We start from the raw sequence: 25990 nt of genomic DNA on the forward strand, positions 1-25990 counted from the left end.
CTATTGAACCGGCGGCTGGCTGATCTGATTGAGATGACTGACATCGGCGGCCGGCAGGTGCAGTTGTGGCGCCGCCATGATCTCGCGCAATTGCTCGACAGTACTGGCCCCCACCACGGGTGCCACCACCGCAGGTTGCGCCAGCAACCAGGCAAGTGCGACTTGCGTACAGGTGCTGTCGCAGTCCCGTGCAATCCGGCGCAGTGATTCAAGGATCTGCCAGTTGCGCTCGTTGAAGTAATCTCTCTGTACACCCGGCGCGCGCGGAGAATCCGGCAATCCTGCCTGCGGGTGGTACAGGCCAGACAAAAAGCCCTTGGCGAGCGGGTTATACGGCAAGAGTCCGACGCCCTCTTCCACGCACAATGGCTGCAGTTCGGATTCGACACGACACCGTTCGAGCAGGTTGTAGCGTTCTTGAACACTGACGTAGCCGACCAGTGCGTTGCGCTCGCTGATCGCCAGTGATTTCATCAGGCGCCAGGCCTTGAAGTTGGAGCAACCGACGTAACGCACCATGCCCCGCTGCACCAGATGTTCGAAGGCGCGCAGGGTTTCTTCGACCGGAATATCATCGTAGTCATCATGGGCCTGATACAAATCGATGCAGTCGACTTGCAATCGCTCCAGCGAACCCTCCACAGCCTTGACGATGTGCCGCCAGGAAAGCCCCTCGTCATTCGGCCCAGGCCCCATGCGCCCGGACACCTTCGTTGCCAGCAATACCTCATTACGCCTGGCCGTGGTTTGCAACCAGCGGCCGACGAACGCCTCGGAAGCCTTGCCACCGACACCGTCGCCCAGAACCGGGTAGACATCCGCGGTGTCGATCAGGTTACCGCCCGCTTCGACATAGGCATCGAACAAGCGGCGTGAGGTAGGCTCGTCGACCCACCAGTTGCATTGTGCGGTTCCCATCGCAATCGCGGAAACCTTGAGTCCCGAGCGTCCCAGTCGTCTGTAGTTCATGATCGATATCGCCGTCCCTGTTACGAAGCTTCCATGATGTCGCGGGGCAGTATAGTGGAGTCTCGGCACCTGCCCCCTTCAAGGCTGACTGCTTTGCAGGTGTCACAAATACCACCGGTACTCCCGCGCACTGATCTCCTGCATGAATGCCAAATGATCCTGGCGTTTATTCTCGCAATATACATCCACAAACTCTGCGCCCAAGCCCTCACGCAACTGCGGCTGATGCTGCATCGCACGCACGGCTTCTAACATTTCCTTGGGAAAATCGATCCCGCTGTTGCGGTCTTCATTCAGCGGTGTGATCGGTTCTTTAGCCGATTCCAGCCCGTGTTCAAGCCCCACCAGAATCGCCGCCAGCACCAGATACGGATTGGCATCCGCCCCCGCCAAGCGATATTCAACCCGCAGGTTCTTTGCGTCCGACTCGGGAATCCGCAAACACGCATCACGATCCTCAAAACCCCAACTGGCTTTGGTCGCGGTGTTCACCGTGCCGCCCAATCGGCGCATTGAGTTCTGGTTCGGCGCGAAGATCGGCATGCTGTGCGGCAGCAATTCCAGACACCCCGCGACTGCATGGCGTAGCGGCTGCTGCTCATTGGCCGCCAACAGATTATTGCCGACTGCGTCGTACAAACTGACATGCACATGCATGCCGCTGCCCGGATGCTGCAAGTACGGCTTGGCCATGAAACTGGCGCGATAACCATGCTTGAGCGCCACACCTCGCGTGCTGCGGCAGAATAACGCCGCCCAATCCGCCGCACGCAAACCGTCGTCGAGATGGCCGAAGTTGATTTCAAACTGTCCAGGGCCAAGCTCAGCGGTAATCACCGTGGCGTCGATACCTTGCGCCCGAGTGGCTTCGACCATGTCATCGAGCACCGGCGCGAAGCGTGAAAGACGTTCGATGTGCAGGTTCGGTTGATCATCGGCGTCGTCGGTCAGGTCGTCGCGAGGAAATTGCGGCAGACCGTCGCGCAGCTTTTTATCGAACAGGTAGAACTCCAGCTCAAAGGCCACCACCGGGTGAATGCCTTTGCGGGCCAGGCGCTTAAGCACCTGTGCGAGCACTTCACGGGGTTCGAATTCGATCGGCTTTTCAGTGCCGTCGGAAGTGATCAGCATCTGCCCCAGCGGCTGCGCTTCCCATGTCACCAGTTTCAGTGTGCCCGGCACCAGACGGCGCACGGCATCCGGATCGCCGTCGTTGAAGCAGTAATCGCCAATCGGGAACAAACCACCCTGCACGCCCAACAGTACGCAATTCTGCGGCAGCTTCAGTACGCTGCCGGCGGCGACTTTTTCGAGCATGTCGATTGGATAACGCTTGCCATAGAAGTGCCCGGGAATGTCCAGGCAAATCAGATCGACATAACGCACCTCGGGGTAGCGTTGGCGAAAGGCACGCACTTCGGCGAGCAGGTCAGCGCAGACAGCGTCCATCGTGTTCATCCTTTGTTGTGATCAGGTGTAGACCCAGAGCACGCGGGCCAGCTGCTCGGAGAGGTTGCCGTAGCGGCAGCGGGTATGGCTGTCGAACTGGAAGCTGTCGCCGGCCTTCAGCGTGATCGGTTCTTCGTCGTTGCCCAGCCATAAGGTCAGCTCGCCTTCGAGGACATAACCGCCCTGCTCCGAGCTGTCGGTCAGATGGCGATCACCGCTGCTCGCGCCGGCTTCCAGATGGCTTTCGAGCATGGAGAACGAGGCGCGGATCTGCGGCGACACCAGAATGTCGGTGATGCCATTGGCGTAATACAGCGTGCGACGCTCGTCCGGGCGCGTCACCCACGGCAATTCCTTGGGTTTGGGCAGGCTGTAGAAATACGTGGTCGGCACGCCGAAGGTTTCGCTGATTGCAGTCAGGTCCGCCACGGTAGGCCGCGACAAACCGCGCTCGACCTGCGACAGGAAGCCCACCGAACGACCGATCTTGTCGGCCAGTTCCTTCAGGGTCCACTTCTTGTGCTTGCGCAGGTCGTGGATGAGGATCGCCAGCGCGGCGATTTCTTCTTGCTTGTTCATGGCCGCGATTCCAAAAAAAGTCTCATCAAATGCTGTCGCGCAGTCGATACCAGGCCTTGCCGATGGCTTCCAGCGGTGCAGCGAAATGTTTGCCACCGGGGAAACGGCCATTGCTCAAGCCCTGGTACAGCGCCAATTCATCACTATCGCCGAGGATCGCATTGGACACCGCACGTGCGGCAGCCAATGTCGGCAGGACGCCGTGGCCCGAGTAACCTTGCAACCAATAACGGTTACCCTCGCCGCCAACGTCCGGCGTGCGGTTGATCGTCAGGTCGATATGCCCGCCCCAGGCAAACTCGATGCCGACACCCTGGAGCTGCGGGAACACTCGCTCAAGAAACGGCCGCGTCGCCGCCGCGATGTCCTTGGGCATGCCGCCCAGGTAAGTGCAGCCGCCGCCGAACAACAAGCGGTTGTCCGGTGTGCAGCGGAAGTAATCGAGGACGAACTGGTTGTCGGTCACGCAGACATTGCGCGGCAACAGCGCCTTGGCCTGCTCAGGCGTCAGCGGTGCGGTGGCGACCTGATAAGTGCCCACCGGCAGAATGCAACTGGACAGTTGCGGGTCGAGTTCATCGAGATAAGCGTTGCACGCCAGCACCAGCACATCGGCGCGCACCGAACCGCGCGCGGTGTTGACCCGGAAACCGTCGCCCTCCTCCTGATAACTCAACGCCTTGCTTTGCTCGTGGATACGCCCGCCGGCCCGCTCGATGGCGGCCGCCAGGCCAAGCGCCAGTTTCAGCGGATTGAGGTGTGCGCCTTGCGGGTCGTACAGCGCGGCCTGATAGCGATCAGTGGCCACCCATTCGGGCAATTGATCACGAGGAATGAACTGCAAGGCATCGTGGCCCCACTTGTGACTGGCCTCGTGTTGCCATTCGCTGAGCAAGCTGACCCGCCGTGGCATCACCGACGTCCACAAATGCCCAGGGCGATAGTCGCAATCGAAACCATGGCGCCCGGGCAATTCGCGCAATTCGTCGGCAGCCCAGCGCATGCCATCCCAAAGCCGTCTGGCCCGCTCATAACCGAGAGCGGCTTCCAGCGGCGGCATATCGCACGACCAGCCGAGAATCGCCTGCCCGCCATTACGCCCCGAGGCCGCCCACGCCACGCGACTGGCCTCCAGCACGATCACGCGTTTGCCCGCCAAGGCCAGACGCAGCGCGGTGTGCAGGCCACTGAAACCGGCGCCGATGATCACCACGTCGACGTCATGTTCGCCTTCCAGCGCCGGCCGATGGCGCAGAATATCGGCGCAACTGTGGGCGTAATAGCTGTCGACGTGCTGGCTGGATTGCTGAAACATTCACGACCCCATGAAATTTGTTTCTTGTAATTTCATGAAAATCTACAGAAGAAATTTCACACAGGCAACTCGACCTTCGCGATCAACCCTCCGCTCTTGCGATTGCTCAGCGTCAATTCACCGCCCTGCTCACGGACGATGGCTCGCGCTGCGGAAAGACCCAGACCCACACCGCCGGTGTCACGATTGCGCGAAGTCTCCAGCCGAAAGAACGGATCGAAGACCTGCTCCAACGCCACCTCGGGAATGCCGGGGCCTTCGTCGCTGATCTCGATGCGAATCGAATACTCGTCACGCTTCAACGCAATGACCGGACGCTGCGCATACTTCAGCGCATTCTCCAACAGATTGACGACCACCCGTTTGATCCCCAGTGGCCGGCCTTCATACACCAGATGCGCCGGGCCGCCGAAGTCGACATTGATCTGCTGATCGCGGTAATCATCGACGATGGTTTGCAGCAGCTCCGACAGATCGAACGCCGTGGTCTGCTCGCGGTGGGTGTCTTCGCGGAAGAACGCGAGCGCGGCGTTGATCATCGACTGCATCTCTTCAACGTCGCGAATCAGTTTGCCCTGATGATCGAGATCTTCCATAAATTCGCTGCGCAAGCGCATGCGCGTCAGCGGCGCACGTAAATCATGGGAGATCGACGCCAGCATGTGCGTGCGCTCGGCGATGAAATGCTGGATCTGCGCCTGCATGGTGTTGAAGGCAATGATCGCCTGACGAATTTCGTCGGGGCCTTCGAGCTTGATCGGCGGTGCGCGCAGGTCGGTGCCAAATCTTCTGGCGGCACGCGTGAAGCGCTGCAACGGATTGGCCAGTTGCCGGGTGGCGACCCAGGCGACGAGCAATGTGGCAATCAGTCCCAACGCGATGACGATCACGATACGCACGCCAAATTCCAGACCCCAACTGCGCTCCGGCGGGATAAATGACAACCAACTGCCATCGACCAATTGCACGACGGCGGCGTAATGCGCCTGGGCACTGCCGTTCGGCCAGTCGCCTGGGCTGAACACCTCGATTTTTCGATCATTGCCCAGCAGTTGCTGCAGCACCGGCACCCTGCTCGCTGGCAGGCGAAGGCCGTCATTGGGCAGATCGAAGTCCGCGCGCTGCGCTTTCCACGACACTTGCAGCATGGCGCTGCTCGCCGCAGCGGCCAGTTGCGGGCGCAGGTTGGCCGGGGCTGCCTCGATCACCCGGGATGTCGCGGCAATTTGCTCGAGCAGGCCGGTGCGTTCAATCGGTGGCCGCGCCCAGATCCCGGCGACTTGCACGAACAGTGCATTCAACGCCAGCGACGCGACCATTGCCGCAATGATCGTCAGGGCGATGCGCCGGCGCAGGGTGTCGCCACGCCACAGTCGGCGAATCACGAGCGGCTGACCTTGGCGGTGAACAGATAACCGCCGTTGCGCACGGTACGGATCAGGTCCGGGCGCTTGCTGTCCGGCTCGATCTTGCGCCGCAGGCGGCTGACTTGCACATCGATACTGCGATCAAAAGCGTCGTGACCATGGCCGTGGGTCAGGTCGATCAACTGCTCGCGGGTGAGTATGCGCTGTGGATGATCGAGGAACACCACGAGCAAATCGAACTCGCCGCCGGACAGCGGAATCATCACGTTTTCCGGTGAGCGCAGTTCACGACAGGTGATGTCCAGATGCCAACCGGCGAAGGCGATCACCGGGCGGGAAGGCTCGACCGGGTTGCGCTGTTCAGCGGCGCGACGCTGCAAGGCACGTACGCGAGCGAGCAGTTCTTGTGGGGCGAACGGCTTGGTCAGATAGTCGTCCGCGCCCAGTTCCAGCCCGACAATGCGATCACTCAGTTCGGCCATGGCGGTGAGCATGATGATCGGAATGCCCAACTGCGCGCGCACCTTCTGGCACAGGCTCAGGCCACTTTCGCCGGGCATCATCACATCAAGAATGATCGTGTCCGGCCGGTTCAGTGCGATCGCCGCCCACATAGCCTCGCCGTGCGGCGCCACGTCGACTTCATAGGCGTGCTGCACGAAGAACTTCTTCAGCAGCGCGAGAATTTCCACGTCGTCGTCGACGAACAGCAGTCTGCTCACAGTTACAGAATCCATGCACCAAAAAAAGCCAATCTAAAGCCATTTCGGCGCCCGGGTCATTTATTTCAATCGAGCAACATTTCTACGCAGCAGACATCAAGCGGACATTCTCTGGCAAAACCTCGCGGGCATTCTGCGGCCATTCCAATCCAAGGGGGTTCGCATGAAGCTATTGAACGACAACCATTGCGCCGCGGGGCACAACAGCAATCGTCCCTTGATCCTCAGCCAGCGCACCGCCGCGCTCGGCCCCGACACGCCGATTGTGTTTCAGGAGTCGTGCCTGAGCGTTTCCAGCGATCAGAGCCGCATCGTCCTGCGCCGCTACTTCGAGCAGTTCAGCCCGACCAATGCGCACTGGGTCGAATACGTCCACAGCATTGCTGCCGCCGACCTGATCCAATGGATCATGAGCCACGGCCAGTTGCACATCGAATGTTCCGACAGCATCGCCACGCAACCTCACAAGGAAACCCGTTAATGACCCGCACGCATTCGCTGTCGCTGGCCCTCGCCACCACCCTGAGCCTGTCGGCCTGCAGCAGTAACAAGGTCGAGCACAGCGGCTTTCTGCATGACTACAGCGTGTTGACTGAACGTCAGTCGCCGTCCGGTCAGCCGGTGCTGGCGTGGGTCAGCCCGGCACTCGCCCGGGGCCGATATACCCAGGTTTACCTGGCGCCAAGCCAGTTTTACCCAAGTGCCGAGCCGACGTCGCGGATTCCGCTGAGCACGCTGTCCGGGGTCACTGACTACTACGATGCGGCGCTGCGACTGGAATTAGGCAAGGTGATGCATCTGGTCAACCAACCGGGGCCGAACACGTTGGTGGTGCGCCCCGCCATCACCCAAGTGGCGACCAGCACTCAGGGTTTGCGCTTTTATGAGTGGCTGCCGGTCACCCTCGTCGCTGCCGGTGTGAGCACGGCGACCGGCATCCGCGATCAGGACAGCCAAGTCGCCACCGAGGTGTCGTTCGAGGACGGTTCGACCGGCGAGGTGATTGCCGAAGTGGTGCGCAAAGGCACCGGTGTGCCGCTGGAGAACGACAAGCAGGTGTTGACCGCCGATGATGTCAAGGTTGTGCTGGATGGCTGGGCCAGCGACCTGCGGCAATCGTATACGGCCATCCGCCGGTAAACACATATCCCCTGTAGGAGCTGCCGAAGGCTGCGATCTTATTGGGACGCGGAGCGTCCCCGGCTGCATTCCCACGCAGAGCGTGGGAACGATCAATCGCAGCCTTCGGCAGCTCCTACACAGGTGTGCAAGGAAAAAAAGCGCCGAGCAGTGAATTATTTCGTGTCCTCATGTATCTGAGCCAAAGAGTACGCGCCATCAAAAAGATGGCATCTACGCGGCACGATGGATCAGCAAAGAGAAGACCCGGATGAAATCACGCAAGAAAACCGTCAAGCCGATCGGCCTGAACGACATCACCATTGTCGACGACGCCAAGATGCGCAAAGCGATTACCGCTGCCGCCCTGGGCAATGCCATGGAATGGTTCGACTTTGGTGTCTACGGCTTCGTCGCCTATGTGCTCGGCAAAGTGTTCTTCCCCGGCGCCGACCCCGGCACCCAGATGATCGCCGCGCTGGCGACGTTCTCGGTGCCCTTCCTGATCCGGCCGCTGGGCGGCTTGTTCTTCGGCGCCTTGGGCGACAAGTACGGGCGACAGAAAGTCCTCGCCGCGACCATCGTGATCATGTCGCTGAGCACCTTCGCCATTGGCCTCATCCCCTCCTATGCCTCGATTGGCATCTGGGCGCCGATCCTGCTGTTGCTGGCGAAAATGGCCCAAGGCTTCTCAGTGGGCGGTGAATACACCGGTGCGTCGATCTTCGTCGCCGAATACGCGCCGGACCGCAAGCGTGGCTTCCTCGGCAGTTGGCTGGATTTCGGCTCGATTGCCGGTTTCGTCCTCGGTGCCGGCGTGGTGGTGTTGATTTCCACTACGCTCGGCGAAGCGAAGTTCGAGGAATGGGGCTGGCGTCTGCCGTTCTTCCTCGCCTTGCCGCTGGGCATGATCGGCCTCTACTTACGTCACGCCCTGGAAGAAACCCCGGCGTTCCAGCAGCACGTCGAAAAGCTTGAGCAAGGCGATCGCGAAGGCCTCGCCGGTGGCCCGAAAGTCTCGTTCAAAGAGGTCGCGACCAAACACTGGCGCAGCCTGATGACCTGCATCGGCGTGGTGGCGGTGACCAACGTCACCTACTACATGCTGCTCACCTATATGCCAAGTTACCTCTCGCACAATCTGCACTACAGCGAAAACCGTGGCGTGTTGATCATCATCGCGATCATGGTCGGCATGCTCTTCGTACAACCGGCGATTGGCTTCATCAGCGACAAGATCGGCCGCAAGCCTTTCATCGTGGTTGGCAGCATCGGTTTGTTCATTCTGGCGATTCCGGCGTTCATGCTGATCAACAGCGGGAAGATCGGTTTGATCTTCGCCGGTCTGCTGATGCTGGCCGTGCTACTGAACTTCTTTATCGGTGTCATGGCCTCCACCCTGCCGGCAATGTTTCCCACGCACATTCGCTACAGCGCGCTGGCGGCAGCTTTCAACGTCTCGGTATTGATTGCCGGCCTGACTCCGACCGTGGTCGCGTGGCTGGTCGAGAGCACCAATAATCTGTACATGCCGGCGTATTACCTGATGGTCATCGCCGTGATCGGTCTGGCCACCGGGGTGACCATGAAGGAAACCGCGAACAAGCCATTGCGCGGTGCCGCGCCGGCAGCCTCGGACCTCGAGGAAGCCAAGGAACTGCTGCAAGAGCACCACGACAACATCGAGCAGAAGATCGAAGACATCGACGCCGAAATCGCCGCGCTGGAAGCCAAGCGCAAGGAACTGGTGCAGCAGCATCCGCGAATTAACTGAGTCGTTTTATTCACTCATCCAAATCGCCCGGTCAGCCAAATCGGCTGACCGCGGCATCGATGAACTGGCGCACTTTCGCGGTCTTCTGCCGATGCGCCGTGTACAGCAGATGCATCGCTCTGCTCGGCGCCTCAACCCCCTCCAACAACCTCACCAACTCGCCTCTGCGCAATGCCGGTTCAAGAAAGTCGGCAGGCCCCAGCACAATCCCGAAACCATCCACCGCCGCTGACAACAACGCCTTGCTCTCGTTGACGTGCAAGCGACTGCTCACCGGCACGCGCTCGACCTGCGCACCGTTGAAAAACGACCACTCGTGATCGGCAGGCCGTGACCAATAGGCATAACCCAGGCACTCATGTTGTTGCAGATCGGCGGGCACTTGCGGCGTGCCGTGTTCTGCCAGATAGCGTGGCGCCGCGCAGACAATCAAGCGATACGCGGCCAAGGGCCTGGCGGTGAGGCTAGCCGTGGCCAACGGGCCGATCCGGAAAGCCACCTCAAACCCCTCCTCCACCAGATCCACCGCACGGTCTGTCAGGTGCAGATCAATTTCCACTTCAGGGAATTCGCGCAAGAACGCGGTCATGAACGGCATCAGGCTGTACGAACCGAAGGTTACCGGCGCGCTGATCCTGAGCTTGCCGCGCGGCGTGTCATTCATGATTTGCGCCAGCGAATCAGCGGTCTCTGCCTCAGTGACGATGTGCTTGCAGCGCTCGTAGTAGGCCTGGCCCAGTTCGGTCAGGCTCTGCCGGCGCGTGGTGCGATTGAGCAACCGCGCACCCAGCCGCTGTTCAAGGGCGGCCACGTGTTTGGCAACCATTTGCGCCGACATGTCGAGGCGTTGCGCGGCACTGGCGTAGGAGCCCGCTTCGGCCGCCATCACGAAAGCCGCCATGCTGGTCAGCCGATCCATTCGAAACTCCTGTTAGCGAAAGTAAGTAACAGAGTGCAATTTATCTGCATCTGGTCATGAATCATCATAGTGGCTCCCCACCTGACAGAGGAACACACCATGCGAATTGGAATCGTTGGAGCCGGATTCATTGGGCGCGCCGTCGCGCAAATCGCCCTCGCCGCCGGGCACGAAGTAATGCTCAGTAACTCACGCGGCCCGAAGACCATGAGCAGCGTGCTCGCCGGCATCACCGGCTGCCAGATCGGCACGGCCGAACAGGCCACACAGTTTGCCGACGTGGTGTTGCTGGCCATCCCCTACGAACACATCCCGAGCCTGCCGCCAGCCTGGTTCGAAGGGAGAATCGTGCTCGACGCCAACAACTATTACCCCGATCGCGACGGACACATCGCCGTACTCGACACCTTCCAGACCACCACCAGCCGTTTGCTCGCCGAGCATCTGCAGGGCGCCACCGTGGTCAAGGTGTTCAATGCCATCCTCGCCGCGGACTTGCTCACCGATGCCCGCCCGCACGGCTCCAGCGAGCGGCGCGCCCTGCCCGTCGCCGCAGATGACGCTGACGCCAAGGCGTTGGTCGTGGGTTTGCTGGACGAACTCGGCTTCGATGCGGTCGACGCCGGAGGCCTCGATGAGAGCTGGCGATTCGAGCGGGCGAAACCGGCTTACTGCGCGCCGCTGGACAAGTCCGGGCTGGAGATAGCCCTGGCTGCTGCCGAGCGCGAGGTCGAGTTACCCTTGAGCAGTTGGCGGCGCTGATAAAGCCTGAACAGCGTCCAGCCAGTCGTGCTCCGGGTGCAACAGCGTCAAATGTCGAACCAGCCACACGCGTTCCTGCACCGACATCCGCGGTAAAGCCATGGCGAAATCGCTGCGGTCTTTGGCGCGCGCGTGCTTGGCTTTGAACAAGAGAACGGCAGCAGGTCGCAGATACGGAATGCCGGCCGGGCTGCGCATCACCATGTCGGCGCGTGAACAGACAATCGACGGATCGCGTTTATAAACCCAGGTGTCCGGCGTGCCTGGTTCGATCATCACATCCACGCGCCAGGCCTGTGCGGCGCGGTCGTATCCCCAGACCTGAAAAATGTCTGCGGCGGGCAAGCAAATCGCTGACAAAACCTGGAACGTACCGTCCTTCACCGCGTAGAAGTCGAGATCGCTCAGCGCCTGACGAAAACACGCAAAATCCGCCCGCAACACCGTGAACTCCAGATCATTGTGAGTCCGGGTTTGCCGCCCGTGCCACAAGTCCAGCGCCCAGCCGCCGACCACACACCACGGGTAGTTTACCGCGCTCAGACGTCGGGCCAATTCGTCAGGTGTCCAGGGTTGCCATTGCTCTTGATCGGGCACCAGCGGCCGGGCTGTCGTCATGTCTCAGGCTCGTTGTTCTATTGATGGATAACGGGAGTGCGCCATTCGAACCGCTTTCACCACCCGGCTCAAGATTTTTATCAGCTAGCCTTGAAACGGATCGCACGTCATTCAAGGAGCCGTCATGTTCAAGTTCATCAAGACCACCGTGATCGGCGGGCTGCTGTTCATCCTGCCGCTGGTGCTGATTGTCGTGCTGATCGAAAAAGCCATCCACCTGCTGCGCGGGCCGATGGAGAAGTTGTTGCCGATGTTCAAAGGCTATGACGTGGCGGGCGTGACGCTGGTGAGTGTGGCGACGTTGCTGGGCCTGATCGTCCTGTGTTTTCTCGCCGGGCTGCTGGCACGCACGTCTGCGGCGGCGCGGGCGCTGGAGGCCACGGAAAACAAGCTGCTCAGCAACCTGCCCGGTTACCAGTTGTTCAAGGACACCACGGCGCGGTTTGCCGGGCTGGAAAACGAGGACGGTTCCAAGGTCGGCCTGATTGCCGAGGGCGAAGGCTTTCGCCTGTGCCTGATCGTTGAGAGCGTGGATGACTGGCTGACGATTTTCATGCCCGACGGTGGCCCGGCGGGCAGCACTGCCGGTGAAGTGCGACTGGTGCCTGCCGCACACGTCATCGTTACTGAGCTGTCGTGGCTGACCCTGGCCACCGGGTTACGCCGAGGCGGCCGTGGCATGTTGGCGCAGATGCAAGCGTGGGTGCCGAAAGCCTGATCAAGGCGCATTGACCACCACATACGTCACATCACTGCCCTGATACTGCGGCTGGTACCAGGTCGAGCCGCATTGCATGTAGGCGACGTTGTACTGAATCACCTGCACGCAACTGCTGGGCATTTGCGCCGGGGTAAAGATTGCCCCTACCACCGCCGCAGTGGCCGCGACGGTTGCCGTTACCGCCACTGCGGCCGCCACCGGATGGTAGTGATCGTCGTAGCCATAACGGCCATGGCCGTCGACATCAATATCGACATCGCGGCTGTTGTCGATGTTGACGTTTCGGTTGCCGTTGTTGACGTTCGTACGGTTACCAACGTTGTTGCCGGCATTGACCCGGTTACCCGAATTGACCCGATTGCCCGAATTGACCCGGTTACCGGCACTGACATTGTTGGTGCGCTGCGGCGCATTGATCCGCTGCGCCCGTTGCGCATTCGGCGCCGGCGCGCGGTTGACGTTGGCGCGGGCATGCCCCTGGGCGCGTTGCCCCCGGGCATCGGCTTCGACGACATAACCGGCGGTCAGCAGCGTGGCGGCGGCCAGCGACAACAACAAACTCCACGTCATCGACTTGTTCATGTCACTGCCCTCCCTGATCGCTGGCTTTTTTAAACGCAATCGCCACATCGCCTTTGCCCGGTTTGAAGGTGAACTGCGTGTCCGGAATGGTCGGCTTGAGGTTCCACTGATACACCGCGCTGTACTCGGGGAAGCTCTTATCGTCGGTGGTGGTGATCACCAGCTTGCACGGCAAGGGTTTGTCGGAGCGGGTCAGCCACAATTGCCAGTCGATACCTTCCTGGCGAAACGCCAAATGATCGCAGAGCTGGCCCTTGATGACCGACGGGCCCACGTACAACGCGGCTTTCAAGGCATCGATCTGCGCCTGATCACTGCCGAACAGAAACAGGTCCTCCATCGGCACCTGCACACCGTAGAAATTCTCGACCTTGTGCAGGGTTTCCGCCACGGTGGCCGGGGCGTCGACGGTGGTGTAGTACTTCAGGTATGGCGAATACTGGGTGAGTTTTTTGCCGTTATAGAAAAACTCGCGGGTGCGCACATCGCCTTCGCTTTTCGCATACAGGCGATCATGGCCGACCACTTTCAGGGTGTTGGCGGACTCGGTCTTGATCTTCTGCCCGGACTCAAGAACCGTGTCGCGCGAGACTTGGGCGTCGACCTGGAATTTCGGCAGGCTGCGCAGGTAATCGCCCATATCGATGAGCTTGTCGACCACTTGCGGGTTGATCAACGGCGCATCATCGGTGGCCGCGTGAGGGGGCGCCGCCGGCGGGTCTTCGGCGCGGACTCCCGGCGCGAGAACCAGTGTGAACATCAGGCAGACAATACTGGCTGGGGCTTTCATCGGTTCCGCTCCTGTCCCTGCGTGGGCGTTGCGCCCGAAGGGCGACTGACTGACCAGCCTAGACGTCCGCTAAGGTGTACGCCAATGCGTCAGCGAGAGGGATGAGTGTCACGGTAGATTTTCTTTGCGCTGGCTCTCCAGAAGCTCGGTGATATCGGCCGGTTGATAGACCCAGCCGATGAACAATTCATAGCCAACCGCCAGAATCACCGGCCCGGTGAACAAACCAATAATGCCGCTGGTGACCATGCCCCCGAGCGCGCCGATCAGGACTACTGGCATCGGCACCGCGACGCCGCGTCCCAGCAGCATCGGCTTGAGCACGTTGTCGGCAAGCCCGGCAATCGCCATCCACACCGCAAAGATAATCGTGCTGGCGCTGACCCCGTCCACGGCGAAGACATAAATCACGATGGGCAGCGTGATCAGCAACACCGGCAATTGGGTGATGCCCAGCAGCAGCACCATCAAGGCGAGAACACCGGCCGCCGGTACGCCCATGACCACCAGTGCCACGCCGACCAGCAGCATCTGAATAAAGGCGATGCCGACCACACCCTGTGCCACGGCGCGGATGGTTGCCGTGCACAGTTGGGCAATCTGCGGGCCGCGCACCGGCCCGGAAATACGTGTGGTGACTGCAACCGCTGTGCGGTGGCCGCGCTCGCCGTGGTGCATGATCAACCCGGCAACGATCAAGGCAATCACAAACACCACGATGCCTGCGCCGACGCCGGCGGCTTGATGCAACACCACTTTGCTCCAGTCCTTGAGGTGTGGCGCCAGTTCCTGAAACACCCAGCTCAGATCCTGTGACGCATGCATCCAGATGCCGTAAAGCGGCGCGCCAATCAACGGCCAGCCTTCAACACTGGCCGGTGGCGGCGGTATCTCGAACTGCCCCGCTTCGAACGTGTGCATGCTGCCCTTGATCGAATCGGCGATCGAAGCACCCAGCAGGCTCAACGGCAGCATCAGAATCACCAGGCCCAGCAGCACCAGAATGATTGCCGCCCAACCGTAGCGATTACCGAGTTTGGCGCCCAGAGCCTGATTCAGCGGATACAGCGTGACGGCCAGGATCAGCGCCCACAGCATGACATTGAGAAACGGATGGAAAATGTCGTAGCAGAACAGCACCAGAACGGTGATCAGGCCGGCTCGAATGAGCACGTCGAGCAATGCTCTGGAACTCTGAAACGTTATCAGCGGTTTGTCTTCCATGTCGGCTCTCCTGATTGGGCCAGCGTTGAACCGCTGTGAGCCTAGTCCACTTCCAGCTCATCGTCTTTTAGCCTTAGCGCTCCAGCATGCCGTGACACAACAGATTCAGAACCCCGCGCATGTGCAAGGCGTGCGCGGGGCGATCCGGCACCTCCTGCGTGGCGAGGCGAATGAACGCCATGTTTGCGTATTGGTTGAACAGCGTCGCCACCACGTCGAGATCGATCAATTCGCGCACTTTGCCGGCCTGCTGAAAATGCAGAAGCAGCGCTTTGGTCTCTTCGATCACGGCGGCATTCCACGGGCTCATCGCCTCAGCCAACTCACCGGTCAGCAGGAACGGCGCCAATTCTCGCCATAACGAAGCCGGCATCGCTTGTAGCTGGTAATCGGTCATCAGCCCTTCGAACTCGCACAGCGCTTCCAGCGGATCACTGGCATCGTCGAGATTCGCCCGCGCCTCGCGCATGGCTTGCTCGTCGGGTTGCTTGAGCAAGGCCAGCAGAATCTCCTGCTTGCCGCCGAAATAGTTGACCACGGTGGGGGCGGAAACCCCCGCCTGCACGGCGATCTGGTCCAGCGTGGTAGCCGCAAAACCGTTGCGCTTGAACAACTCGAGCGCCGCCTCGGCAATCACCTGCCGGCGCTGTTCCTTCTGCCGTTCTCTGAGTCCGCTCATGTTGCCTCTGATGATCCTTGCCAATGGCCCTCAGCCTACGGAGATCTTTTTTCACCGACAAATATTTTCTTTACAAAAATATTTTTAGATGACAAAACTTTCTCCGTGCAGCGCTGCAACGAGCTCACTCACTTGCCCTTTGCTCTGGAGATCCGCCATGTCCGCCGAACTCGATTCGACCCGCAGTACCCGCGATTACCAAGCCTCTGACGCCGCTCACCACATCCACGCGTTCGTTGATCAGAAGGCGCTCAACGAGGAAGGTCCGCGGGTGATGGTCAGCGGTGATCGGCTGGCGTTGAGGGATAACGACGGCAATCGTTACCTGGACGGCATGTCCGGCCTGTGGTGCACCAACCTTGGTTACGGGCGCAAGGATCTCGCCGCTGCTGCGACCGCACAGCTGGAACAACTGCCCTACTACAACATGTTCTTCCACACCACTCACCCCGCGGTGATCGAGCTGTCCGAACTGCTCTTCAGTCTGTTGCCCAAGCACTACAGCCACGCGATCTATACCAACTCCGGCTCCGAAGCCAACGAAGTGCTGATCCGCACCGTGCGCAAGTTCTGGCAGGTGATGGGCCAGCCCGAGAAGAAAATCATGATCGGCCGCTGGAACGGCTACCACGGCTCGACCCTGGCCGCGACGGCGTTGGGCGGGATGAAATTCATGCATGAGATGGGCGGGACCATTCCCGATGTCGCGCACATTGATGAGCCGTACTGGTTCGCTCACGAAGGCAACCTCAGCCCGGAAGCATTCGGCCTGCAAGCGGCGCGGCAACTGGAAGACAAGATTCTTGAGCTAGGCGCCGACAAGGTCGCCGCGTTCGTCGCAGAACCGTTTCAGGGTGCGGGTGGGATGATCATTCCGCCGGCGACGTACTGGCCGGAAATCCAGCGTATTTGCCGTAAATACGATGTGTTGTTGTGTGCGGATGAAGTGATTGGTGGTTTTGGTCGCACGGGTGAATGGTTCGCCCATCAGACGTTCGGTTTTGAGCCGGACACATTATCGATCGCCAAGGGCCTGACCTCGGGTTACATCCCTATGGGTGGCTTGATTCTGTCGCGGCGCATGGCTGAGGCGCTGGTGGAAAAAGGTGGCGTATTTGCCCACGGCCTGACCTATTCCGGGCACCCGGTGGCGGCCGCGGTGGCGATTGCCAACCTCAAGGCGTTGCGTGATGAAGGTGTGGTCACCCAGGTAAAAAACGACACTGGCCCGTACCTGCAGAATTGCCTGCGCGAAGTGTTTGGCAATCACCCGTTGGTGGGTGAGATTCAGGGCGTTGGTTTGGTGGCGGCGTTGCAGTTTGCTGAGGACAAGGCCAGCCGCAAGCGCTTTGCCAATGAAAACGACATCGCCTGGCGTTGCCGCACGATTGGCTTTGAGGAGGGATTGATCATTCGCTCGACATTGGGACGGATGATCATGGCCCCAGCGCTGGTGGCCACGCGCACGGAGCTGGATGAGTTGATCGACAAGACGCGGATTGCGGTGGATCGGACGGCGCGGGAGTACGGGGTGCTGTGATCGACTGCGGTCATACCTGCCGTCTGTGAACACCATAAAATCCCTGTGGGCGCTGGCTTGCCAGCGATGGCGATAGTTCAGACACATCATTATCGAATGGGCTGGCCCCATCGCTGGCAAGCCAGCTCCCACAGGGAATGGTGTAAGCCTGAAAGGGAAAATCGGTTGGAGATCAATCCCGCCGATTACTCCATGCGCCGCTTGGTGTTAAATAGGCGCCAGTCTTAACCTTGTCGCTTATAGCTGTGCAACGAGAACCGATATGAACACCCACTCCAGGAAAAACACCCAAATTCAAACAGCGGTGAGCGCATGATCGAAGTCACCGAAGTTTCCATTGCCCAACTGCGCGCCGCGCTCGAGTCCGGCCAAACCACCGCTGTCGAACTGGTACAGGCATATCTCGCACGCATCGATGCCTACGATGGCGCCGACACCCCAACGGCGCTGAATGCCGTGGTCGTGCGCAACCCTGAAGCGCTGAACGAAGCCCGGGCGTCCGATGCCCGCCGTGCCGCAGGCAAAACCCTCGGCCCGCTCGACGGCATTCCCTACACCGCCAAAGACAGCTATCTGGTCAAAGGCCTCACTGCAGCGTCCGGCAGCCCGGCCTTCGCCGATCTGGTCGCTTATCGCGACGCCTTCACCATTGAACGTCTGCGCGCGGCCGGGGCGATTTGCCTGGGCAAAACCAACATGCCGCCGATGGCCAATGGCGGCATGCAACGTGGCGTCTACGGTCGCGCCGAAAGTCCTTACAACGCCAATTACCTCACCGCGCCGTTTGCCTCCGGTTCGTCGAACGGTGCCGGTACCGCCACTGCCGCGAGTTTTGCCGCGTTTGGTCTGGCTGAAGAAACCTGGTCGAGCGGGCGTGGCCCGGCGTCGAACAACGGCTTGTGCGCCTACACCCCGTCGCGCGGCGTGATTTCGGTGCGTGGCAACTGGCCGTTGACGCCGACCATGGACGTCGTCGTGCCTTACGCACGCACCATGGCCGACCTGCTCGAAGTCCTCGACATCGTCGTCGCCGAAGACCCGGACACCCGTGGCGACCTCTGGCGTCTGCAACCGTGGGTGCCGATCCCGAGCGTCAGCGAAGTGCGCCCCGCCGCCTACGCCGATCTGGCCGCCAACAGCCAAGCGCTGGCCGGCAAGCGTTTCGCCGTGCCGCGCATGTTTATCAATGCCGACCCTGAGGCTGGCACCAGCGAAGCCCCGGGCATCGGAGGCCCGACCGGCCAACGCATCAACACCCGCGCCTCGGTGATCGACTTGTGGAAGCAGGCGCGTCAGGCCCTCGAAGCGGCCGGTGCCGAAGTCATCGAAACCGATTTCCCGCTGGTGTCCAACTGCGAAGGCGACCGCCCCGGCGCCCCGACCGTGTTCACCCGGGGTCTGGTCTCCAAAGAGTTCCTCCACCATGAACTGTGGGACCTGACCGCGTGGGCGTTCGACGACTTCCTGCAAGCCAACGGCGATCCGAAACTCAATCGTCTGGTCGACGTCGACGGGCCGAAAATCTTCCCGCACGACCCGGGCACCCTGCCCAACCGTGAAGGCGATCTGGCTGCCGGCATGGATGAGTACGTGCGCATGGCCGAGCGCGGCATCACCCCGTGGAATGAAATCAGCACCGTGCCTGACGGCCTGCGCGGCCTGGAGCAAACCCGACGCATCGACCTCGAAGACTGGATGGACACGCTTGGCCTCGACGCCGTGCTGTTCCCGACTGTTGCCGACGTCGGCCCGGCGGACGCGGACGTCAACCCGGAGTCGGCTGACATCGCCTGGAGCAATGGCATTTGGGTGGCCAACGGCAACCTGGCGATCCGTCATCTCGGCGTGCCGACCGTCACCGTGCCGATGGGCGTGATGGCCGACATCGGCATGCCGGTGGGCTTAACCTTCGCCGGCCGCGCCTACGACGACTCGAACCTGCTGCGTTTCGCCGCCGCGTTTGAATCAACCGGCAGCAAACGCCAGATCCCGCCACGCACGCCGCCGCTGGCGTAAACGCGGTTAAAACTGTAGGAGTGAGCCTGCTCGCGATAGCGATGTGTCAGCTTGGATAAACTTGGCTGACACACTGCCATCGCTGGCAAGCCAGCTCCCACAGATTTCCGCTCCCGCCACAAAACCCTCATTCAACCCAAAACCCTGTAGGAGTGAGCCTGCTCGCGATAGCGGTGTGTCAGTTAAATTTATCGAGACTGACACACCGCTATCGCGAGCAGGCTCACTCCTACAGGGGGTTGTGTGATGCCGTTCATTGAGCACATCCGCTCAATCCCCTGCCCTACATTCCCGCGATCATCCCAGCCATCTTAATTGCCGCTGGCCACCGACCATGATCGACCGCGCCTCTTCACGCCTCACCCTCCTCGCGCTGCTCTGCGGTCTGAACTCAACCGCCCAAGCCAGCGGTTTTTTCGACGATGCCAAAAGCGAAGTGCTCACCCGTAATTTCTACTTGAGCAACGACTATCGCTCCCCCTCACCGTCCGGAAAAAACTACAAACAGGAATGGGCTCAGGGCCTTATCGGCACTTTCTCATCCGGTTTCACCGCCGGAACGGTCGGTTTCGGCATCGATGCCCACGCCTTCGCCGGGCTGAAACTCGACGGTGGCAGAGGCCATTCCGGGACCGGTCTGCTGCCGGTCGACAGCGATGGCCGCAGCGAAAACGATTACTCCAGCGCAGGCGGTGCGCTCAAGCTGAAAGCCTCGCGCACCACCCTCGCCTTCGGTGAAATGACCGTCGAAACCCCGGTGTTCGACACCTCCGACAAACGCTTGCAACCGGAGTACGCCACAGGCTTCCTGCTCAACAGCGCCGAGTTCGACCACATCAACCTGATGGCCGGGCATTTCACCGCTTTCAAGAACCAGGACAGCTCCTCCGGCAGAGGCGACTTCTACGGCTATGGCGCCAATACCGAGGCCGGCGCGATCAGTTTTCTCGGCGCCGATCTGTTCACCGACAGCCCAGTGGGCGGCGCGCTGTATGCCTCCGACCTGAGCGACACCTGGCATCAGTACTACGGCAATCTGCACTTCAAGCAGTCCGGGGTGCTGCTCGACGCCAACCTCTACCACACCCGCGACACCGGCCGAGCGCTGGCCGGCGCCATCGACAACACCGCGTTCAGCCTCTCCGGCAAATACGCCTTCGGCCCGCACGCGGTGATGCTCGGCTGGCAAAAGATCAATGGCGACACACCGTTCGATTTCGTCGGCGGCGACTCGATCTACCTCGCCAACTCGATCAAATACGCCGATTTCAACGGCGCCAACGAACGCTCCTGGCAAGCGCGCTACGACCTCGACCTCGGCGCCTTCGGCATCCCCGGCCTGAAGTTCATGACCCGCTATGTTTCCGGTAGCCACATCGACGGCACCCACGCGCCCAAGGGTGGCGCGTACAACCCGTTCGATCCTGACAGCGGCAGTTACCAGCCGCAGCAAGGTGACGGCGGCAAACACTGGGAGCGCGATATCGATTTGAAATACGTCGTGCAATCGGGCGCGGCGAAGGATCTGTCGGTGCAGGTGTCGCATGTTTCACACCGGGCCAACGAGGCGCAGGCCGGTGATGACATTGACCGTATCTACGTGGTGATCCAGTACCCACTGGGTTTCTAACCCATCGCCCATCCCGAATTGAAACACTTTCCCCTGTAGGAGTGAGCCTGCTCGCGATAGCGTCTTTTCAGCAACATTCATGCTGACTGATACACCGTTATCGCGAGCAGGCTCACTCCTACAGGTTTCTGCGGCGATCACCAGGCTGTACCTGTGGGAGCGAGCTTGCTCGCGAAGGGGCCAGTGAAGTCAGCGCAAATCGCCTTTTAAACTCAGGCGTTTAAAAGACACCTTCAGACACGCCTTTCAGGCTACAAATTCTTGCGCCATTGCCTACAGCTACGCCAGAATCCGCCGGCTTGTGCGCCTTGGGGGCGGGTTCTATTGTGGGTCGGTCGCTGATTATCAGTGATCGGGTTTAGCAGCCCGGTTTTTTCTCTAGACGCACAAAGTCCGTTGCCGTTATGGCGGCTTTGCGTGGGGCACTTCGGTGCGCCGGGTTCTAGAGTCCTGGTCTGCTAACCCGCGTACAGCCGCCACCTCCTTCGTTAGCAGCGAACAGTGGCAGCTTCAATACTCTAGAGGCTTTACCCATGATCAAACCAACACCAAACCCGCCCGAAACCGACCTCGCCTCCCCCTACGAATCCCTCGATTCCAACAAACTCAACGACGCCGCCGAACGCGCCCTCGATCACTACCTCTGCCCACCTGGCTCCACACCGCCGCCCCGTAAAACCCGCCGGATGTACGCCGTCACCGCAGACTTCAAAAACGAGGAACTACTGGCTGATGCCAGCGAAACCCTCGCCTCCGCCAGAACCATCGCTCATGACTTCGCCCATCTCATCCCCGCGTCGCAGCGCAGGACGCTGTTGGGCATCGCGCAATTGATCATGCTCGGCGAGCTGGCGGTGAATCGGGTGATGGATAATCTGGAGTTGCCGCAGTAGCAGGAATACAGATCGTTCCCACGCCGAGCGCGGGAACGATCAACACCGGCAAGATCAAAAGATCGCAGCCTTCGGCAGCTCCTACACCGATGCCCGTAGGAGCTGCTGAAGGCTGCGATCTTTTGCTTTTAACCTCCAAACCAATGACCACTCGTCGCCACCTGTCAGATCTGACAGGTGCGCAATTCTCAATTAAGCGCTCTGATAACCCCTGCCCGTTCCCAACACGCAGGAGCCTCATCCATGACCACCTCAACCCCGCCGGACAACACCGTCCTCGTCCTGTACCCGCCAGAGGTCAACGGCCAGACCACGTCCGTGGTAGGTGCACACATCGGCGTGCCCTTGGTGGCCTATGATCTCGTCACCGACGGTGAAGGCGCCGTTGTCCTCGTCGACCCACCGTTGTCGGGCACCATGGATCCCGGCGACGTCATGGAGCTTTGGCTTGAGAATGAACCGGCCGCACTGGACAGCGAAACCATTGAGGATCCGGACGGACGCACCACGTTACGCATTCCCAAGGGTCGCCTGCATCCGGACGAGGTCAACAAGATGTACTACACCGTCAGGCGTGGCAGCGACAATCGAGGCATTTCCACACCACCGCTGGAAATCCTCTACAACCGCATCCGCCCCGGCTTGAAGGATCGCTTTCCCGAAATCGACGGCCACTCCGAACTCGGCCTGGACTTGTCCGACCTCATTAAACAAGGCGTCGGCAAAGACTTCGTCAGCGCGCCCGTCTGCTTCCGTTATCCCTACTGCCGCGCTTACGACACCATCAGCCTGAAGTGCAACGGCGAAATAAAGACCTTCCCGGTCAGCAACGATCAGGCCCCCGAACCGCCGAACCCGGGCACCGAAAAGCCAACGACCGTCTGCTTCACGGTGGAGCGCGAGTTTCTCGACAAAGCGAAACGTCAGAACAAGGTCCTCAACTTTTCCTACACCGTGACCGATCAATTGCTCAATGGGCCGGATCCCGATGCAGTATGGTCCGCTGCGGTGGCAGTGAATGAGGATCTGGATGGCACGCTCCTGGACATGCCGATTTTGCGAGAAATCATAGGCGATACAGCCGACGAGCCGGGCATCATTGATCTTAAAAAACTCGGTAGCAATCCACTGCTACTGTACATATCGACGGTCGACCCGCGCTTCGAGCCTGGCGACAAAATTGAAGCCACTTACACCGCGAAAATTCCGGGCGAAGATGACAAAACAGTGGTGCTCACCGGTCAAGTCGAAACGGACGACATCGGCAATAAAATAACCTGCCTTCTGAAAGTACTGAACAAAGACGTCATCGTCGCCACCAGCGTATCGGTCAAATACAAATTACTGCGAAAACTCGACGACACACTGAAAGCCGAATCCAACATCGCCACTGCAACAGTAGAAGGCGAGTACATGGAACTGAAGCCCGCCGGCGTTCAGCAAGCCACCGGCAACAGCTTGGCCCCAATGGCTGCCGTTTCCAAACTCACTATTGTCGTGCCACAAGGCACCACCCACCCCACCGACCTGCTCAACGTAAGCTGGATCCCCGAACCCGGCACCCACGCTGAAGGCTCATTCACCAGCGATCCACGGCCGATCAGTGAGATTGGTCTGAGCATCGATATTCCGCCGTCACTCGTGGCCTTTTGTCTGGGCGGCAGAGTGACCGTCAGTTACACCATTACCCGTGGCAACGGCCAGCCGCAGCCGTCTGATCCATTCATCCTCAATGTGCAGGAACTGCCCCAGGCAGAACTCATCGCTCCTCGCTTGAAGGAAGCGAGCAATGCGGGTGAAGGATCGGAGCTGAATCTGGCCGAGCTGACACCTGAAGGCAAAATGTGGTGTTCGGGGTTTCCCTTCAATGCGGTGGGGCAATATGTCTGGTTGCTGTTCAGGGGCACTAACGCCGATGACTCGACCTATGACAAATACATTTGGGCGGCACCGTTTGCCTTCGTCAATGATGACTGGGTGAAGAATCGCTACTTCGAAGCGACCGCGCCTTATGAGGATTTGAAAGGGTTGAAGGATGGGACACCACTGACCATGGAGATGTGGGTAGCGTTTGGGAAGAGTGAGGATTTGGGGTTGGCGAAGCGGTTTTTGCTGCGTACGTATACGGTTAGTGCGGTTCAGGTTGTGGTGCCCGCGATCACATCGGTCAAAGGCACTTCCAGCGATGAAGAAATCCCCCCTGGCAGCCTGACTGTACAAACAGACATCACGCTGACGGGGACGGCTACGCCAAGCACAAAGATTGATCTGGTCAATGGCAGCGAGACGATTTCAGACGATGAAATTCCAGTCGACGTCCACGGAGACTGGACCGCTCGACTGAGGGTGCTGGTTGCCGGAAACACCTACAACCTGCGCGCTAAACGCAAGGATGGTGAACTCTCCGCAGCTCACGATCTGGTTGTCGTCGCGCTAGTGAAGCCGACGCTGGACAATGTGCTGGATGACAAAGGTGTGGAGGTGCCTGACCGTGCAACGACCGTCAGCACAACAGTGAAACTCAAAGGCAAGGCAAGTTACGGCCAGAAGGTCGAAATCTTTGATGGTAGCGGGGCAAGCGCAGTTTCTAAGGGCATCGCAACGGCAAGTGAAAGGACTGGCGAGTGGGAGCGTGAAATCGAGGTGGCGGTCCAGGATGCTCTGCACCGGTTGTATGCAAAGTCTCTTTATCACAGCAGCTCGACCTATTCGAATGTCCGCCACGTGGGGGTGACTGCCTCCACCGCTCCAATACTGACCTCAGTAAAGGGCTCGCCGAGCGGTGTCGAAATTCCGCAGAACGGCACCACGGTAGAAACCGCCGTAACGCTGTCCGGGATCGCTGCCAAGGGTCAACAAGTCGAAATATTCGATGGCGCCACTTCAAAAGGCAAAGCGACTGCCGATCCCGCAACAGGTAAATGGGAGCTGCCGGTTTCAGGCCTGAGCGCGGCCGTGCACAACTTCAAGGCCAGTGCGGTGTATGCGCCGGGGGTCGAATCGGCGGTCAGGACCCTGACCGTGACCGCCGCCACCGCCCCAACGTTGACCTCCGTGAAGGGCTCGCCGAGCGGTGTCGAAATTCCGCAGAACGGCACCACGGTAGAAACCGCCGTAACGCTGTCCGGGATCGCTGCCAAGGGTCAACAAGTCGAAATATTCGACGGCGCCACTTCAAAAGGCAAAGCGACTGCCGATCCCGCAACAGGTAAATGGGAGCTGCCGGTTTCAGGCCTGAGCGCGGCCGTGCACAACTTCAAGGCCAGTGCGGTGTATGCGCCGGGGGTCGAATCGGCGGTCAGGACCCTGACCGTGACCGCCGCCACCGCCCCAACGTTGACCTCCGTGAAGGGCTCGCCGAGCGGTGTCGAAATTCCGCAGAACGGCACCACGGTAGAAACCGCCGTAACGCTGTCCGGGATTGCTGCCAAAGGCCAGAAAGTCGAAATCTTTGACGGCGCTGTCTCCAAAGGTCCGGCAACGGCAGATCCCACAACCGGTGTCTGGACGTTGCTCATCATTGCCTTGGCTGTGGCAGCACACAGCTTTACCGCCAAGGCGCTGTATGGATCCGGTGCCGCCTCGGCCGCCAGGACACTGACCGTCACAGCTGACGCTCTGGAAATAGATACCTCACCAATGGTGCTGGATGGGCCCCACTTCTATCCGGCGCCGGCCCCCCATATCCCGCCTTTCGATACGACTGCATATTTACACGATAACGCGCATCGCACACGAGAAGCTCGGGGCGGTAATCCTCCTTACCAATACAGTTCGTCAGACCTTAACGTTGCTTCCGTAGATCCAAAAACTGGCCATGTTGTTTCTACAGGAATAGGAACCGCACGCATCACCGCGCGTGACGAAAGGGGCGCGACCAACAGTTACGAGGTTAGCTGTAAAAACGTTTATGAACTGGTATTCAACTCGCTGCACCGCACTCACGCAGAGTCCATGGCTTGGCTCACATCCATAGGCGCCCAACCTTTCCCACATGAATTCACAAACGACCCGACTGCCCAGGCCGCGTCTTTTAGTTTCCAAAAGGTAAGCTCATCCCCCTACCATTATTGGTACACAGCTAAAACCTCCAATCCATCTCAGCCGCAGGCAGCCACATGCTTCACAAGGGGATACGCACAATGGGTCACACCGCCTTATTCAAAAGGCATAAATTTTTCAAATGAAACAGTCGACGTTTACTCGCCATACCAAACCATTGGATTCAAAGCCAGGAGGTTTTAACGTAAAAAAGGGATGGATTTATTTAACCAGTGATTTAAACGTCGGGGCTTGATCAAGGTTTTTTCTGCTAGCCGGGA

22 protein-coding genes are annotated in these 25990 nt (G+C 59.9%); 10 read left to right on the top strand and 12 right to left on the bottom strand.

Features of this window, described 5'->3' with window-relative positions; translation table 11 throughout:
* From LOY43_RS14680 to LOY43_RS14705, 6 genes are all read right to left on the bottom strand, one after another.
* Positions 1–969 carry an aldo/keto reductase gene (locus tag LOY43_RS14680; protein ID WP_245397983.1) on the bottom strand — a complete coding sequence of 323 codons (969 nt, stop codon included), beginning with the start codon at positions 967–969 and terminating at the stop codon, positions 1–3.
* 102 nt (positions 970–1071) lie between these two features.
* Positions 1072–2418 (bottom strand): glutamine synthetase family protein, encoded by a 1347-nt coding sequence (locus tag LOY43_RS14685; protein WP_258708252.1) that lies wholly within the window; start codon positions 2416–2418, stop codon positions 1072–1074.
* 21 nt (positions 2419–2439) lie between these two features.
* Positions 2440–2997, bottom strand: coding sequence for a helix-turn-helix domain-containing protein (locus tag LOY43_RS14690; protein ID WP_258708253.1), 558 nt, complete (start codon positions 2995–2997; stop codon positions 2440–2442).
* A gap of 25 nt (positions 2998–3022) precedes the next feature.
* The gene (locus tag LOY43_RS14695) at positions 3023–4312 is read right to left on the bottom strand and encodes an FAD-binding oxidoreductase (RefSeq protein ID WP_258708254.1); all 1290 of its coding nucleotides are present in this window, start codon (positions 4310–4312) and stop codon (positions 3023–3025) included.
* A gap of 56 nt (positions 4313–4368) precedes the next feature.
* Positions 4369–5697, bottom strand: coding sequence for an ATP-binding protein (locus tag LOY43_RS14700; RefSeq protein WP_095049045.1), 1329 nt, complete (start codon positions 5695–5697; stop codon positions 4369–4371).
* Positions 5694–6416 carry a response regulator gene (locus LOY43_RS14705; RefSeq protein ID WP_095049046.1) on the bottom strand — a complete coding sequence of 241 codons (723 nt, stop codon included), beginning with the start codon at positions 6414–6416 and terminating at the stop codon, positions 5694–5696. The genes LOY43_RS14700 and LOY43_RS14705 overlap by 4 nt, the downstream gene beginning before the upstream one ends.
* Positions 6417–6564: 148 nt before the next feature.
* On the opposite strand from LOY43_RS14705, the gene LOY43_RS14710 reads away from it, so the two are divergent.
* From LOY43_RS14710 to proP, 3 genes are all read left to right on the top strand, one after another.
* Positions 6565–6882, top strand: a complete 318-nt coding sequence (locus tag LOY43_RS14710; RefSeq protein ID WP_258708255.1) for a hypothetical protein — start codon at positions 6565–6567, stop codon at positions 6880–6882.
* Positions 6882–7541 carry a DUF3313 domain-containing protein gene (locus tag LOY43_RS14715; protein WP_258708256.1) on the top strand — a complete coding sequence of 220 codons (660 nt, stop codon included), beginning with the start codon at positions 6882–6884 and terminating at the stop codon, positions 7539–7541. The genes LOY43_RS14710 and LOY43_RS14715 overlap by 1 nt, the downstream gene beginning before the upstream one ends.
* A gap of 250 nt (positions 7542–7791) precedes the next feature.
* Entirely contained in the window at positions 7792–9294 is a 1503-nt protein-coding gene (proP, locus tag LOY43_RS14720; RefSeq protein WP_093431427.1) for a glycine betaine/L-proline transporter ProP, read from the top strand.
* 31 nt (positions 9295–9325) lie between these two features.
* On the opposite strand, the gene LOY43_RS14725 is transcribed toward proP, so the two are convergent.
* A complete protein-coding gene (locus LOY43_RS14725; RefSeq protein WP_258708257.1) occupies positions 9326–10213 on the bottom strand; it encodes a LysR family transcriptional regulator in 888 nt (295 codons plus the stop codon).
* Between the two features lie 99 nt (positions 10214–10312).
* Between LOY43_RS14725 and LOY43_RS14730 the strand changes: the two genes are divergently transcribed.
* Complete coding sequence (locus tag LOY43_RS14730; protein ID WP_408980806.1) at positions 10313–10975, top strand: NADPH-dependent F420 reductase; 663 nt, start codon at positions 10313–10315, stop codon at positions 10973–10975.
* Here the strand turns inward: LOY43_RS14730 and LOY43_RS14735 are convergent.
* A complete protein-coding gene (locus LOY43_RS14735) occupies positions 10949–11593 on the bottom strand; it encodes a nucleotidyltransferase domain-containing protein (protein ID WP_258708258.1) in 645 nt (214 codons plus the stop codon). The genes LOY43_RS14730 and LOY43_RS14735 overlap by 27 nt on opposite strands.
* 124 nt (positions 11594–11717) lie before the next feature.
* On the opposite strand from LOY43_RS14735, the gene LOY43_RS14740 reads away from it, so the two are divergent.
* Positions 11718–12311, top strand: a complete 594-nt coding sequence (locus LOY43_RS14740) for a hypothetical protein (protein WP_095126035.1) — start codon at positions 11718–11720, stop codon at positions 12309–12311.
* Here LOY43_RS14740 and LOY43_RS14745 read toward each other — a convergent pair whose 3' ends face one another.
* From LOY43_RS14745 to LOY43_RS14760, 4 genes are all read right to left on the bottom strand, one after another.
* On the bottom strand, positions 12312–12896 hold the full coding sequence (locus LOY43_RS14745; protein ID WP_095049052.1) for a hypothetical protein: 585 nt from the start codon (positions 12894–12896) through the stop codon (positions 12312–12314). It lies immediately after the preceding gene.
* 1 nt (position 12897) lies between these two features.
* A complete protein-coding gene (locus tag LOY43_RS14750) occupies positions 12898–13686 on the bottom strand; it encodes a DUF2092 domain-containing protein (protein WP_258708259.1) in 789 nt (262 codons plus the stop codon).
* 108 nt (positions 13687–13794) lie between these two features.
* The gene (locus LOY43_RS14755) at positions 13795–14910 is read right to left on the bottom strand and encodes an AI-2E family transporter (RefSeq protein WP_095049054.1); all 1116 of its coding nucleotides are present in this window, start codon (positions 14908–14910) and stop codon (positions 13795–13797) included.
* A gap of 73 nt (positions 14911–14983) precedes the next feature.
* Positions 14984–15589: a TetR/AcrR family transcriptional regulator gene (locus LOY43_RS14760; RefSeq protein WP_095049055.1), complete on the bottom strand. Its 606-nt coding sequence runs from the start codon at positions 15587–15589 to the stop codon at positions 14984–14986.
* 157 nt (positions 15590–15746) lie between these two features.
* Here LOY43_RS14760 and LOY43_RS14765 point away from each other — a divergent pair, with 157 nt between their 5' ends.
* The 5 genes from LOY43_RS14765 (at position 15747) to LOY43_RS14785 (ending at position 25913) form a co-directional block, all read left to right on the top strand.
* Complete coding sequence (locus tag LOY43_RS14765) at positions 15747–17129, top strand: aspartate aminotransferase family protein (protein ID WP_258708260.1); 1383 nt, start codon at positions 15747–15749, stop codon at positions 17127–17129.
* A gap of 312 nt (positions 17130–17441) precedes the next feature.
* Complete coding sequence (locus tag LOY43_RS14770; protein WP_258708261.1) at positions 17442–19145, top strand: amidase; 1704 nt, start codon at positions 17442–17444, stop codon at positions 19143–19145.
* 334 nt (positions 19146–19479) lie between these two features.
* Positions 19480–20775 (top strand): OprD family porin, encoded by a 1296-nt coding sequence (locus tag LOY43_RS14775; RefSeq protein WP_095049059.1) that lies wholly within the window; start codon positions 19480–19482, stop codon positions 20773–20775.
* A 533-nt stretch (positions 20776–21308) separates the two neighbouring features.
* On the top strand, positions 21309–21668 hold the full coding sequence (locus LOY43_RS14780) for a DUF6124 family protein (RefSeq protein ID WP_258708262.1): 360 nt from the start codon (positions 21309–21311) through the stop codon (positions 21666–21668).
* A 243-nt stretch (positions 21669–21911) separates the two neighbouring features.
* Positions 21912–25913, top strand: coding sequence for a hypothetical protein (locus tag LOY43_RS14785; RefSeq protein ID WP_258708263.1), 4002 nt, complete (start codon positions 21912–21914; stop codon positions 25911–25913).
* Positions 25914–25990 lie beyond the last annotated feature (77 nt).

The organism is Pseudomonas sp. B21-041, assembly GCF_024748675.1.
Classification (GTDB): Bacteria; Pseudomonadota; Gammaproteobacteria; order Pseudomonadales; family Pseudomonadaceae; genus Aquipseudomonas; species Aquipseudomonas neuropathica.

Excerpts from the sequence above, each read along its gene's own strand:
- LOY43_RS14680 (WP_245397983.1), bottom strand. The coding sequence starts at position 969 with ATGAACTACAGACGACTGGGACGCTCGGGACTCAAGGTTTCCGCGATT.
- LOY43_RS14685 (WP_258708252.1), bottom strand. The coding sequence starts at position 2,418 with ATGGACGCTGTCTGCGCTGACCTGCTCGCCGAAGTGCGTGCCTTTCGC.
- LOY43_RS14690 (WP_258708253.1), bottom strand. The coding sequence starts at position 2,997 with ATGAACAAGCAAGAAGAAATCGCCGCGCTGGCGATCCTCATCCACGAC.
- LOY43_RS14695 (WP_258708254.1), bottom strand. The coding sequence starts at position 4,312 with ATGTTTCAGCAATCCAGCCAGCACGTCGACAGCTATTACGCCCACAGT.
- LOY43_RS14705 (WP_095049046.1), bottom strand. The coding sequence starts at position 6,416 with ATGGATTCTGTAACTGTGAGCAGACTGCTGTTCGTCGACGACGACGTG.
- LOY43_RS14710 (WP_258708255.1), top strand. The coding sequence starts at position 6,565 with ATGAAGCTATTGAACGACAACCATTGCGCCGCGGGGCACAACAGCAAT.
- LOY43_RS14715 (WP_258708256.1), top strand. The coding sequence starts at position 6,882 with ATGACCCGCACGCATTCGCTGTCGCTGGCCCTCGCCACCACCCTGAGC.
- proP (WP_093431427.1), top strand. The coding sequence starts at position 7,792 with ATGAAATCACGCAAGAAAACCGTCAAGCCGATCGGCCTGAACGACATC.
- LOY43_RS14725 (WP_258708257.1), bottom strand. The coding sequence starts at position 10,213 with ATGGATCGGCTGACCAGCATGGCGGCTTTCGTGATGGCGGCCGAAGCG.
- LOY43_RS14730 (WP_408980806.1), top strand. The coding sequence starts at position 10,313 with ATGCGAATTGGAATCGTTGGAGCCGGATTCATTGGGCGCGCCGTCGCG.
- LOY43_RS14735 (WP_258708258.1), bottom strand. The coding sequence starts at position 11,593 with ATGACGACAGCCCGGCCGCTGGTGCCCGATCAAGAGCAATGGCAACCC.
- LOY43_RS14740 (WP_095126035.1), top strand. The coding sequence starts at position 11,718 with ATGTTCAAGTTCATCAAGACCACCGTGATCGGCGGGCTGCTGTTCATC.
- LOY43_RS14745 (WP_095049052.1), bottom strand. The coding sequence starts at position 12,896 with ATGAACAAGTCGATGACGTGGAGTTTGTTGTTGTCGCTGGCCGCCGCC.
- LOY43_RS14750 (WP_258708259.1), bottom strand. The coding sequence starts at position 13,686 with ATGAAAGCCCCAGCCAGTATTGTCTGCCTGATGTTCACACTGGTTCTC.
- LOY43_RS14755 (WP_095049054.1), bottom strand. The coding sequence starts at position 14,910 with ATGGAAGACAAACCGCTGATAACGTTTCAGAGTTCCAGAGCATTGCTC.
- LOY43_RS14760 (WP_095049055.1), bottom strand. The coding sequence starts at position 15,589 with ATGAGCGGACTCAGAGAACGGCAGAAGGAACAGCGCCGGCAGGTGATT.
- LOY43_RS14765 (WP_258708260.1), top strand. The coding sequence starts at position 15,747 with ATGTCCGCCGAACTCGATTCGACCCGCAGTACCCGCGATTACCAAGCC.
- LOY43_RS14770 (WP_258708261.1), top strand. The coding sequence starts at position 17,442 with ATGATCGAAGTCACCGAAGTTTCCATTGCCCAACTGCGCGCCGCGCTC.
- LOY43_RS14775 (WP_095049059.1), top strand. The coding sequence starts at position 19,480 with ATGATCGACCGCGCCTCTTCACGCCTCACCCTCCTCGCGCTGCTCTGC.
- LOY43_RS14780 (WP_258708262.1), top strand. The coding sequence starts at position 21,309 with ATGATCAAACCAACACCAAACCCGCCCGAAACCGACCTCGCCTCCCCC.
- LOY43_RS14785 (WP_258708263.1), top strand. The coding sequence starts at position 21,912 with ATGACCACCTCAACCCCGCCGGACAACACCGTCCTCGTCCTGTACCCG.